Origin of the sequence: Hydrogenophaga laconesensis, from assembly GCF_031457235.1 — a bacterium.
GTDB classification, from domain to species: Bacteria; Pseudomonadota; Gammaproteobacteria; order Burkholderiales; family Burkholderiaceae_C; genus Hydrogenophaga; species Hydrogenophaga laconesensis.
Map to the genome: position 1 here is coordinate 190,727 of NZ_JAVDWE010000009.1, position 12,199 is coordinate 202,925.

General features: G+C 64.9%; 11 protein-coding genes. 4 read left to right on the forward strand and 7 right to left on the reverse strand.

The window, feature by feature from the left end; all coding sequences use genetic code 11:
* The 4 genes from smpB to J2X09_RS16825 all read left to right on the forward strand — a co-directional run bounded on the left by smpB (nt 1) and on the right by J2X09_RS16825 (nt 2,366).
* Entirely contained in the window at nt 1–495 is a 495-nt protein-coding gene (gene smpB, locus J2X09_RS16810) for an SsrA-binding protein SmpB (RefSeq protein ID WP_204731135.1), read from the forward strand.
* Between the two features lie 95 nt (nt 496–590).
* Nucleotides 591–968: a COG4315 family predicted lipoprotein gene (locus J2X09_RS16815; RefSeq protein WP_374726514.1), complete on the forward strand. Its 378-nt coding sequence runs from the start codon at nt 591–593 to the stop codon at nt 966–968.
* A gap of 35 nt (nt 969–1,003) precedes the next feature.
* On the forward strand, nt 1,004–1,537 hold the full coding sequence (locus J2X09_RS16820) for a sigma-70 family RNA polymerase sigma factor (RefSeq protein ID WP_204731133.1): 534 nt from the start codon (nt 1,004–1,006) through the stop codon (nt 1,535–1,537).
* Nucleotides 1,538–1,553: 16 nt separating this feature from the next.
* Nucleotides 1,554–2,366, forward strand: a complete 813-nt coding sequence (locus J2X09_RS16825) for an anti-sigma factor family protein (protein ID WP_204731132.1) — start codon at nt 1,554–1,556, stop codon at nt 2,364–2,366.
* Nucleotides 2,367–2,372: 6 nt separating this feature from the next.
* Here the strand turns inward: J2X09_RS16825 and J2X09_RS16830 are convergent, their stop codons facing one another.
* Genes J2X09_RS16830 through nusA form a run of 7 tightly spaced genes read right to left on the reverse strand, consistent with a single transcriptional unit; the run spans nt 2,373 to nt 12,157 of the window.
* Nucleotides 2,373–3,473: an enoyl-CoA hydratase/isomerase family protein gene (locus J2X09_RS16830; protein WP_204731131.1), complete on the reverse strand. Its 1,101-nt coding sequence runs from the start codon at nt 3,471–3,473 to the stop codon at nt 2,373–2,375.
* A 22-nt stretch (nt 3,474–3,495) separates the two neighbouring features.
* Complete coding sequence (locus J2X09_RS16835; protein ID WP_310308827.1) at nt 3,496–4,503, reverse strand: DMT family transporter; 1,008 nt, start codon at nt 4,501–4,503, stop codon at nt 3,496–3,498.
* 55 nt (nt 4,504–4,558) lie between these two features.
* Nucleotides 4,559–6,385, reverse strand: a complete 1,827-nt coding sequence (gene typA / locus J2X09_RS16840) for a translational GTPase TypA (protein ID WP_204731130.1) — start codon at nt 6,383–6,385, stop codon at nt 4,559–4,561.
* On the reverse strand, nt 6,382–7,377 hold the full coding sequence (truB, locus tag J2X09_RS16845; protein WP_204731129.1) for a tRNA pseudouridine(55) synthase TruB: 996 nt from the start codon (nt 7,375–7,377) through the stop codon (nt 6,382–6,384). Before truB ends, typA begins: the two co-directional genes overlap by 4 nt.
* A gap of 2 nt (nt 7,378–7,379) precedes the next feature.
* On the reverse strand, nt 7,380–7,754 hold the full coding sequence (gene rbfA, locus J2X09_RS16850) for a 30S ribosome-binding factor RbfA (protein ID WP_204731128.1): 375 nt from the start codon (nt 7,752–7,754) through the stop codon (nt 7,380–7,382).
* Between the two features lie 16 nt (nt 7,755–7,770).
* Nucleotides 7,771–10,626 carry a translation initiation factor IF-2 gene (gene infB / locus J2X09_RS16855; RefSeq protein ID WP_204731127.1) on the reverse strand — a complete coding sequence of 952 codons (2,856 nt, stop codon included), beginning with the start codon at nt 10,624–10,626 and terminating at the stop codon, nt 7,771–7,773.
* Between the two features lie 31 nt (nt 10,627–10,657).
* Nucleotides 10,658–12,157: a transcription termination factor NusA gene (nusA, locus tag J2X09_RS16860; RefSeq protein ID WP_204731126.1), complete on the reverse strand. Its 1,500-nt coding sequence runs from the start codon at nt 12,155–12,157 to the stop codon at nt 10,658–10,660.
* Nucleotides 12,158–12,199 lie beyond the last annotated feature (42 nt).

Here is a 12,199-nt window from a genome sequence, read left to right on the forward strand (position 1 = left end):
ATGGCCACCACAAGCAACAAAACACCCTCCACCAAAGGCGTCGACAGCCGCATTGCTGAAAACCGCAAGGCGCTCTTCAACTATGCGATCGAAGAACGGTATGAGGCCGGCATGGTGCTGGAGGGATGGGAAGTCAAGGCACTGCGCGAAGGCAAGGTGCAGCTCACGGACGGCTATGTGGTGATCCGGGAGGGAGAGATGTTCCTCATCGGATGCCAGATCAACCCGCTGCACACCGCTTCCAGCCACGTCAGTCCTGACGCCGTGCGCACCAAGAAGCTGCTGCTGCACAAGGAGCAGATCCGCCGCCTGGTCGGCAAGGTGGAGCAGAAGGGTTATGCCCTCGTGCCGCTCAACCTGCACTGGAAGACCGGCAAGGTGAAATGCGAGATCGCGCTGGGCAGGGGCAAGGCCGAGCACGACAAGCGCGACACGATCAAGGACCGCGAGGGCAAGCGGGAAGTCGAGCGCGCGATGAAGTCGCGCAGCCGCTGAAGAAATTTTCCGCGCCACGGGAATAAACCCGTGCGCGCTGGCGTTCATTCCGATGCAGAACCCTTCTGCCCTCAACCCCAATGGAGAACGCCATGATGAAATTCCCGATCGCCGTCACGCTGGCTGGAGCCTTGCTCGGTGGATGCGCCTCGATGTCGTCCTCACCCACGCCGGCCATGGCCAGCGAAGGTGTGCTGGTCGGCCCCAACCGCATGACCCTTTACACCTTTGACCGCGATGTGGCGGGCAGCGGCAAGTCGGTCTGCAATGGCCCCTGCGCCACCAACTGGCCGCCGTTGATGGCCTCAGGTGGCGACAAGGATGGCGGCGACTACACGGTCATCACGCGCGACGACGGACAGAAGCAGTGGGCGCTGAGAGGCAAGCCGCTGTACTACTGGGCCAAGGACACCAAGCCCGGCGACAAGACGGGTGACGGCTTCAACAACGTCTGGCGCGTCGCCAGGCCCTGAACGATCCCGCATTCCAGGTCCAACTGCGCTCCACGATGAAGCGATCCGAGCTGATCGACCAGATTCCCGGTTTGCGCCGCTACGCGCGTGCGTTGACGGGCGATCCCTGGGCCGCCGATGACCTCGTGCAGGACACACTGGAGCGGGCCTGCGCCAAGTGGCGGCTCTGGACGGCAGGGACGGACCTGCGGGCCTGGTTGTTCACTCTCATGCACAACCTGTATGCCAGCGGCCTTCGCCAGGCACAGCGCCGCGAAGGCCGCGGCGTGGTGGTGTACCCGGACGACGTGGTCGCGGAACTTGTCGCGCCCGACAGCGCCCAGGACCTGGTCTTGGACCTGCAACGTTGCCTGCTGCGCCTGCCCGAGGAGCAGCGCGTGGTGCTGTTGCTCGTGAGCCTGGAGGACATGAGCTACGAACAGGTGGCCCGCATCACGGGCTGCCCGATCGGCACCGTCATGTCCAGGCTTTCACGCGCCCGGACGCGACTGCAGGCGCTCCTGAACGCATCGACGCACAGCGTGCTGCCCGATGCCGATGCCCCCACCCACCTGAGGCGGATGAAATAGGCCCGCCCGCAAGAACATGGACACCCCCGCCGCCCAACCCCTGACCGATGCCGAGATCAACCGCCTGATTGACGGCGAGGTACACGGTGCCGAACGGGATGCCCTGCAACAGCGACTGCTTGGCGACGCGAACGGCCGCGAGCGCCTGGCGCAGTGGCAGCGCCAGCGCAATGCCATCCGGCAGCTGCACGCCGGCGTGCTGCAGGAACCGGTACCGCATCCCTTGCAGGAAGCCGCGGACCGCGTCGGCGATGCGAAAGCCCGCGTGTCGAACTGGTGGCGCTGGGGGGGAATCGCGGCAGGCATCGTCCTGGCTTTTGGCGTGGGCCGCTTGTCGAACCAGGAGTGGCCTGCAGGCCGGGTGCTTCAAGGAGCTCCGTTGGCCACCCTGCCCGCCTTCGCCCGCGATGCCGCCGTGGCGCACGCCGTCTATTCACCGGAGAAGCGTCACCCCGTGGAAGTGGGTGCCGGAGAGCAGGACCACCTTGTGCAGTGGCTCTCGCGGCGCACCGGCAAGTCCCTCAAGGTGCCGCGCCTGGACCCGTTGGGCTATGAGCTGGTCGGTGGTCGCCTTTTGCCCGGCGATGCCGGCGCGCGCGCGCAATTCATGTTCCAGAACGCCCAGGGCGTTCGCATCACCCTGTACCTCGGCGCCCTGGCCCCCAGCGATCCGACAGGGGCCGGACAGGAAACCGCCTTCCGCTTCACGGAAGGCGGCCCCGTGCCGGGTTTCTATTGGGTTGACCAGGGTTTCGGCTATGCGCTGAGTGGCCCGTTGAGCCGGGACGCACTCCTGTCTCTGGCCGAGACTGTGTACCAGCAGCTGTAGCTGACGTCAGCCGAGGTGCCGCAACGGATGTGCATCGGCCGCCCAGGGGCTTTCAAAGAAAGCCGCCACCTGGGCCGGTATCACGTCTTCGATGCGCGCCGGATTCCAGCGCGGCGCATGGTCCTTGTCGACCGCCAGGGCACGGATGCCCTCAACCGTTTCGCTGTCAGCGCCAGGGCACAGATGGAAGCAGCGGTGCACCATGTCGCGCTCCATGCGCAGGTCTTCGGCCAGGCCCATGACGCGCGCGCGCCGGATCTGCTCCAGCACCACATGCAGCATCAGCGGCGAGCGCTGACGCAGCGTGGCGGCGGTTTCGCGTGCCCAGTCGCTGTCGGTGGCGGCCAGCGCGGTCATGATCTGCGGCACATCGGGCAGGCCGAAGATGCGGTCGACCTCTTTCGACGGCCAGGGTGCCGGCGGCGCCACGGTGTTGAGGTGGCTTGCGCACCAGCGCTCGACCGAGGCACCGTTCTCGAACGGCGTGCGCTCCAGTGAATTCCAGAGACCAGGCAACCGGGAGGAGTCGATGAAGCCATCGGCGAGACCTGCCGTGATGGCTTCGCGGCCCACCAGCACCCGGCCGGTGAGCGCCAGGTATTCGCCCAGGCGGCCCGCACAACGGCTCAGGAAGTAGCCACCCCCCACGTCGGGGAAAAGGCCGATGTTGGTTTCGGGCATGGCCAGCTTACTGCGCTCGGTGATGATGCGCAGACTGGCCCCCTGGCTGATGCCCATGCCGCCCCCCATCACGATCCCATCCATCAATGCGATGTACGGTTTGGGATAGGTGTGGATGAGGTGGTTGAGCGCGTACTCCTCTGTGAAGAAGGCTTCCAGCGCCTCGTCCCCCGCCAGTGCGGCCTGGTGGAAGAAGCGAATGTCCCCGCCCGCGCAGAACGACCCGAACGGTCCCTCCTTGTTGACGCCACGGATCGCCACGGCAAGCACCGAATCATCGTCTTTCCAGGCTTGCAGCGTCTGCGTGAGGCTGCGGATCATGTCCAGCGACAGCGCGTTGAGCGCCTTGGGCCGGTTCAGCGTGATGCACCCCACGCGCCCTCGTAGTTCGGCAATGACATGGGTTTCCGATGCGATGGAGGTCATGGTGTTGTTCCGTTTCAGTCGGTCATTGTGCTTGCTTGTCCACGGTCTGTATGCGGGGCGTGCCAGTGCGTGAATGCCAGCCCAGCAACTCATTGAGCACCAGGGCGCCAATCACGACCGAGCCACCGGTCAACACCTCGGCACCCGGCCGCTCTCCGGCACCCAGCCAGGCCAGCAGGATGCCAAAAATCACTTCGAGCAGTGCGAGGAGAGACACTTCCGGCGCTTTCAGCGAACGGGCACAGACCACGGCCAGCGCGCAGGGAATGGCCAGTTGCACCAGGCCCAGCAGCGCGAGCCAGGCAATGTCCGCCCCGGTGGCGTCGAAAGGCAACGCGAGGGGCAGGGTCGCAAGCGAGGAGAGAATGCCACCGAGCAGCACGGACGGCACGAGATCGATCTTTTCGCCATGGGTCTGACCGCGTTGCACCACAGTCCAGTTGACGGCAGCGGCCACCGGTACGCACAACGCCACGAGCGAGCCCACCACCAGCCCACCCGTCTGCAGCGCGGGGTCACTGAAAGCCTGCAGGAACTGGCTGCCGTACATGTAGACGATGCCGGCACCGGCGGCCACGATGGCCAGCCACGTGCGCAATGCGAGTTGCTGGCCGATGGCAACACGAGCCACCAGCGCGGTGAAGAGCGGGCCCACCGACATGATGATCAGCACGTTGGCCACCGTGGTGAACGTCAGTGCCAGCATGAAGGCGGTGAACATCACGCTCCAGCACACGCCGGAGATCCAGAATGCCCGCGAACGCGGCAGCACGCCCCAGTGGCGCTCGATCACGCCCTGCCGGGGATCGACCGTGATCAGCCCGGCCGCGCGATCAGCGGAGCGCCACCACGGCAGGATGACCAGCAGAGAAAGCGTGGTGAACGCGCTGCGCCAGAAGGTCACCTCGAAACGGGCGGCCGATTCGAGCTGGCGCGACACCACGCCCGCGATGGACCACATCAGGGTCACCACGACCATCAGGAGGACGGCCTGGGTGTGTGTCAGGCGGCCGAGGGCACGAAAGGACATAAACCGGGTCGATAAAAAGGCCGCGTCCCGGAGGACAGCGGCCTGTGAACAAGCATCAGCTTTCGCGGCTGGCGCGCTTGCGCTCATGCTCCTTCAGATGCCGCTTGCGCAGACGCACGCTCTTGGGCGTGATCTCGACCAGCTCGTCGTCCTCGATGAACTCGACGCCGTACTCCAGCGTGAGGTCGATCGGCGGCGTGATCTTGATCGCGTCTTCCTTGCCGCTCACGCGGAAGTTGGTGAGCTGCTTGGTGCGGGTGGCGTTCACCACCAGGTCGTTGTCGCGGCTGTGGATGCCGACGATCATGCCTTCGTACACCGGGTCGTTCGCCTTGACGAACATGCGGCCGCGGTCGTCGAGCTTGCCCAGCGCATAGGTGAAGATCTCACCATCGTCCATGGAGATCAGCACGCCGTTCTTGCGGCCACCGATGTCGCCACGGTGCGGCTCGTAGCCGTCGAAGATGTTGGAGATGAGGCCCGAGCCGCGCGTGAGGTTCAGGAACTCGTTGGTGAAGCCGATCAGGCCACGCGCAGGAATGCGGTACTCCAGACGCACACGGCCACGGCCGTCGGGCTCCATGTTCACCAGCTCACCCTTGCGCTCGCCCAGTGCCTGCATCACGCCACCCTGGTGGCCTTCTTCGATATCGGCGGTCACCAGCTCGATCGGCTCGTGCTTCTCGCCATCGACGTCCTTGAACACCACACGGGGCTTGGACACGGCGAGTTCGTAGCCTTCACGGCGCATGTTCTCGAGCAGGATGGTCAGGTGCAGTTCACCGCGGCCCGCCACTTCGAAAATGCCGTCCTCGTCGGTTTCCTTCACGCGCAGGGCCACGTTGTGCTGCAGTTCCTTCTGCAGGCGGTCCCAGATCTGGCGGCTGGTCACGAACTTGCCTTCGCGGCCCGCCAGCGGCGAGGTGTTCACGCAGAAGTTCATCGTCAGCGTGGGCTCGTCCACCTTCAGCATGGGCAGCGGCGAGGGATTGGCCGGATCGGTCACGGTCACGCCTATGCCGATGTCCTCGATGCCGTTGATCAACACGATGTCGCCGGGACCCGCCAGCGGCGTCTGCATGCGGTCCAGACCCTGGAACGTCAGCACCTGGTTGACACGGCCCTTGACGGTCTTGCCGTCAGGTCCTTCCATGACCAGCACGTCCTGCATGGGCTTGATGGTGCCCTGGCTGATGCGGCCCACACCGATGCGGCCGACGAAGCTGGAGTAATCCAGCGCGGAGATCTGCAGCTGCAGCGGTGCCGACGGATCGCCGGAGTTGGCCGGCACGTGCTTGAGGATGGTGTTGAAGAGGGCCGACATGTCGGGGCCCCATTGCTCGCCTGGAGCGCCCTCTTCCAGCGAGGTCCAGCCGTTGATGCCCGAGGCGTACACCACGGGGAAGTCGAGCTGCTCGTCCGTCGCACCCAGCTTGTCGAACAGGTCGAAAGCGGCATTGACCACCTTGTCCGGGTTCGCACCGGGCTTGTCGACCTTGTTGACCACCAGGATGGGGCGCAGGCCCAGGGCCAGCGCCTTCTTCGTCACGAAGCGCGTCTGCGGCATTGGGCCTTCCTGCGCATCGATCAGCAGCACCACACTGTCCACCATGGACAGCGCGCGCTCGACCTCACCGCCGAAGTCCGCGTGGCCCGGGGTGTCGACGATGTTGATGTGCGTGCCCTGCCAGCTCACCGCGCAGTTCTTCGCCAGGATGGTGATGCCGCGTTCGCGTTCGATGGCGTTGTTGTCCATCACGGTGTCGACCACCTTCTCGTGCTCGGCAAAAGTGCCTGACTGGCGCAGCAGCTGGTCCACCATGGTGGTCTTGCCATGGTCGACGTGGGCAATGATGGCGATGTTGCGGATTTGTTTGCTCATGATGAGAGTTCCGGTGAGGTTTCCAGGATTTGCTGTATTTCGATGGGGCTCAGCAGTCGCCCCGGGATCAGTTCGCCGGCCATGGTGTGGGCGCTGCCCAGCAACACGGGAGACAGGGAGGACGCAACGGCCGGGTGGTCTGCCGGCGGCGGGCCGAACACCGCCACACGTGGGCTGTCGGCCCAGTCGCCACGTCGGCGCAGGCCGCTCAGGAAACGCCCGGCATGGTCGGCATCCAGTGTGACGGCTTCGTGACCCTGGAGCAGCGTCTGCACCGGCAGCAACGGGTCCGTGCGTTCTTCTGCGCTCAGTGCCTCCAGGGCATCCAGGCCGATGCATTGCGACACATCGAATGGCCCCGTGGCGGTCCGGCGCAGCATGGTGAGGTGACCACCGCAGCCCAGGGCATCACCGATGTCCTCGCCCAGCGTGCGGATGTAGGTGCCCTTGCTGCACCGCACCCGCAGGCGAAGCTCGGGGCTGTCGCCCTGCAACTGCATGTCCAGCAGTTCGAGGTCGTGGATGACGACACGGCGGGGCTCTCGCTCCACGGTCTCACCGTCACGCGCGTATTCGTACAGCGCCTTGCCGTCCTTCTTCAGCGCGCTGTGCATCGGTGGGATCTGTTCGATCGGACCCATGAACCGGTCCAGGACCTCGACCACCTGCCCCACCGAGCATTCCACGGGGCGCGACTGGATCACATCGCCTTCGGCATCGCCGGTGCTCGTCTTCACGCCGAGCCGCACTGTGGTTTCGTAGGTCTTGTCTGCGTCCAGATGAAGCTGGCTGAACTTCGTGGCGGCACCGAAGCACAACGGCAAGACGCCACTGGCCAAAGGATCGAGCGTGCCGGTGTGGCCCGCTTTCTCGGCGCGCAACAGCCACTTGGCCTTCTGCAAGGCCTGATTGCTGGAAAGACCCAGCGGCTTGTCGAGCAACAGCACCCCATGCACAGGGCGCCGTTGCACCCTGGTGCGTGGCGCGTGCATCTTCAGTCCTCGTCCTTGGAACGCGAAGCGACGGCCTTGGAAATCAGGGCATTCATGTCGGCCGCGCGCTCGGTGGTGCGGTCGAACACGAAGTGCAGCGTCGGCACCGTGTGGATGTGCAGGCGCTTGAACAGGCCGTTGCGCAGGAAACCGGCCGCCGCGTTGAGACCTTCCAGGGTCTCGTCGGGGTTGCCGGTGAGCAGGCTGAAAAACACCTTGGCGTGTGCGTAGTCCGGTGTGACTTCGACCGCGTTCAGCGTGACCATGCCGACCCTCGGATCCTTGAGCTCGCGCGCAATCAGCTCGGCCAGATCGCGCTGGATCTGGTCGGCCACGCGGAAACCGCGGTTCGGGGTGGATGAAGCCTTGCGGGGCATGAGGATTCCCGGTCGATTACAGCGTCCGAGCCACTTCCTTGACTTCGAAGAATTCGAGCTGGTCGCCTTCCTTGATGTCGTTGTAGTTCTTCAGCTTGATACCGCACTCGAAGCCTTCCTTGACCTCGCGCACGTCGTCCTTGAGGCGCTTGAGCGAGTCGATCTCGCCCGTATACACCACCACGTTGTCGCGCAGCAGGCGGAAATGCGCGTTGCGCGTGACCTGACCGGAGGTGACCATACAGCCCGCGACCGTACCGATCTTGGAGGCCACGAACACGGTGCGAATCTCGGCCGAGCCGATGACTTCCTCGCGCTTTTCGGGAGCGAGCATGCCGGACATGGCGGCCTTCAGGTCGTCCACGGCGTCATAGATGATGTTGTAGTAGCGCAGGTCGACATCGTTGCCTTCGGCCAGCTTGCGCGCACCCACATCGGCGCGCACATTGAAACCGATGATCACCGCCTTGGAAGCGATGGCCAGGTTGACGTCGGACTCGCTGATACCACCCACACCGGCAAACACGAGCTGCACCTTGACCTCTTCGGTCGACAGCTTGAGCAGTGAGGCGGACAGCGCTTCCTGCGAACCCTGCACGTCGGCCTTGACAATGATCGGCAGCAGCTTGACCTCGCCCGCCGTCATGTCGGAGAACATGTTCTCCAGCTTGGCGGCCTGCTGCTTGGCCAGCTTGGTGTTGCGGAACTTGCCAGCGCGGTAGGTCGCGATCTCACGGGCACGGCGTTCGTCGGTGAGCACCATGAAGTCGTCACCCGCCTGAGGCACTTCGGACAGGCCCTGGATTTCAACCGGAATCGACGGGCCGGCCGCCTTGATCGGCTTGCCGTTCTCGTCCAGCATCGCACGCACGCGGCCAGAGGTCTGGCCCACCAGGATCACATCGCCTGTCTTGAGCGTGCCGCTCTGCACGAGCACCGTGGCCACGGCACCGCGGCCCTTGTCCAGGCGGGCTTCGATCACGAGACCCTTGGCCATGGCATCGACAGGCGCTTTGAGTTCCAGCACTTCGGCCTGCAGCAGCACGTGCTCGAGCAGCGAATCCACGCCCTCGCCGGTCTTGGCCGAGACGCCCACGAACGGCGTGTCGCCACCGAACTCCTCGGGCACGACCTCTTCCGCGATCAGCTCGGAGCGCACCTTTTCGAGGTTGATGCCCGGCTTGTCGATCTTGGTCAGCGCCACCACCATGGGCACACCCGCCGCCTTCGCGTGCTTGATGGCTTCCTTGGTCTGGGGCATGACGCCGTCGTCGGCCGCACAGACCAGGATCACGATGTCGGTGGCCTGGGCACCACGGGCACGCATGGCCGTGAACGCCTCGTGACCCGGGGTGTCGAGGAAGGAGATCATGCCGCGCGGGGTTTCCACGTGATAAGCCCCGATGTGCTGCGTGATACCGCCAGCCTCGCCCGCGGCCACCTTGGCGCGCCGGATGTAGTCCAGCAGCGAGGTCTTGCCGTGGTCGACGTGACCCATGACGGTGACCACCGGCGCGCGAGGCATGGCCTCGGCGTTCTGGTGACCGGCTTCTTCCTCGGTGAAGGCTTCGGGATCGTCCAGCGCAGCAACGATGGCTTTGTGGCCCAGTTCTTCCACCACGATCATGGCGGTGTCCTGGTCCAGCGGCTGGTTGATCGTGACCATCTGGCCCAGCTTCATCAGCTGCTTGATGACTTCCGAGGACTTCAGGCTCATCTTGTGCGCGAGCTCGGCCACCGTGATGGTCTCGGGCACGTGCACCTCGATGGACTTGAACTCGGTCGGTGCCACGAAGCTGCTCGGGCCGGCATCGCGCGCATCACGGTCGTTGCGGCGGCCACGCGGGCCTCCGCGCCAGTTGGAACGCCCGGCACTGGTGTCGCCGCGCGTCTTGATTTCCTTCTTCTTGGCCGCGTCGTCTTTCCAGGTGGAGGACAGGTTCTCGGACTTGACCTCCTTCTTGCCTGCACCACCGCCAGTGCCCGGTGCCGCAGGGGTGCCCGCAGCGGCCGGGGCCTTGGCGGGCGTACCCGCTGGCTTGTGCAGCGTGCCCTTGATGCCAGCCTTGTCGGCGGTCGGTGCCGGTTCGGGCTTCTTGGCCACCAGCGTCTTGGCGGGGGCGGACATCATCGCGCGGATGTTGGCGGCCTCGGCTTCGGCCTTGCGGCGACGCTCCAGCAGGTCCTGGGCGCGTGCCTCTTCGGCCTTCTTGGCTTCTGCATTCTTGTCGGCAATCACGCGCGCAGCAGACTCACGCTCAAGGGCGCTGGCTTTCGCCTTGGCGTCCTTGTCGGCTTTGGCGGCAGCGGCTTCCTCCGCCGCGCTCGGTGCGGCGGCTTCTGCAGCGGCACGGGCCGCAGCTTCCGCTGCCTCGGCCGCCTGGCGCTCCTGTTCGGCCTTGGCCTGGCGGGCCTCTTCGGCTTCACGGGCCTGGCGCTTTTGCGTCAGTTCTTCTTCCTGGCGGCGCAGCAGCTCGGCCTGGCGGCGCGCGTCTTCCTCGCGTCGGGCCAATTCCTCGGTGTCCACCGCCGGTGCAGTTTCGGCTGCGGCTTCCGGCACGGCGACATCGTCGTCGCGCTTGATGAAGGTGCGCTTCTTCCGCACTTCCACCTGGATGGTGCGGGCGCGCCCGGTCGCATCGGCCTGCTTGATTTCAGAGGTCGATTTCTTGACAAGGGTGATCTTCTTGCGCTCACCACCGACCGTGCCGTGGCTGGCCTTCAGATGGCCGAGCAGCGACTGCTTGTCGGATTCGGTGACCGCATCGGTCCCGGAGGTCTTGGGCACCCCGGCCGCTGTGAGTTGCTCCAGCAGGACGGAAGTGGGTTTGTTCAGCTCGGCCGCAAATTCGGCGACGGTGGTACTTGTCATGGGTTCTCTTCTCCGCTCGGGCCTCCGCTGGTCAGTTGGTGGATTGCGCTTCGTCACCGGTGAACCAGTGAGCGCGTGCCAGCATGATCAGCGCCGTGGCCTCTTCAGGCGTCTGGCCGGTGATGTCGGTGAGTTCGTCGGTTGCGAGGTCGGCCAGTTCGTCGCGGGTATGCACACCGCTGTCGGCCAACTTTGCAATCAGTTCAGGGGTGACGCCAGCCAGGTCTCGCAGGTTCTGCGAGACTTCCTCGACGCTCTCCTCGCGGGCGATTTCCATCGTCAGCAGAGCGTCCTTGGCGCGCGTGCGCAGCTCGTTGACGGTGTCTTCGTCGAAGGCCTCGATCTCAAGCATTTCCTGCAGCGGCACATAGGCCACTTCCTCGAGGCTGGTGAAGCCTTCCTCGATCAGGATGTCGGCGATTTCCTGGTCCACGTCCAGCTTGGCCATGAACACCTTGCGGATGCCGTCGGCCTCTTCGGCCTGCTTCTGCGCCGACTCGTCGGCCGTCATGATGTTGATGCGCCAGCCGGTCAATTCCGAGGCCAGGCGCACGTTCTGCCCCCCACGGCCGATGGCGATGGCGAGGTTCTCTTCGTCGACCACCACGTCCATGGCGTGACGTTCTTCGTCCACCACGATGGAAACCACGTTGGCCGGCGCCAGCGCGCCGATGACGAATTGCGCAGGATCTTCCGACCACAGAACGATGTCCACGCGCTCGCCAGCGAGCTCATTGGTCACGCCATTGACGCGCGAGCCGCGCACGCCGACACAGGTGCCGATGGGGTCGATGCGCTTGTCGAAGCTGTGCACCGCGATCTTGGCGCGCGAGCCCGGGTCCCGGGCGCAGGACTTGATCTCGAGCAGACCTTGCTCGATCTCGGGCACTTCCTGGCGGAAGAGCTCGATCATGAAGGACGGTGCCGAGCGCGACAGCAGGATGGGGGCGCCCCGCAGCGTGAGATCGACTTCCATGATCATGGCGCGCACACGATCGCCCGTGCGGAAGTTCTCCTTGGGGATCATCTCGCCACGCTTGAGGCGGCCTTCGACACGGCCGCTCTCGACGATCAGATCACCCTTGTCCATGCGCTTGACGGTACCGACGAAGATCTTGTCGCCACGCGACATGAAATCGTTGAGCAGCATCTCGCGCTCGGCGTCGCGGATCTTCTGGAGGATCACCTGCTTGGCCGCCATGGCACCGATGCGGCCGATCGGCACGCTCTCCACCGGCTTCTCGATGTAGTCGCCCTCCTCGATGTCGGCCAGCTCTTCGCGTGCGTCGCTGAGCATCTCTTCGGCATCGGGGTTCTGAAGGCCAGCCTCATCGGGCACGACCAGCCAGCGGCGGAAGGTTTCGTAGGCGCCGGTATCCGGATCCATGGCGACGCGGATGTCCACATCGCCCTTGTAGAGTTTCTTGGTGGCGGAGGCCAACGCGAGTTCCACGGCACCCAGCACCACGTCGCGCTCGACGTTCTTCTCGCGTGAGATCGCATCGATCAGCATCAACATTTCGCGGTTCATTTCACTCGCCCACCTTTCCGAATAGCTTGTCCGTAATCACAA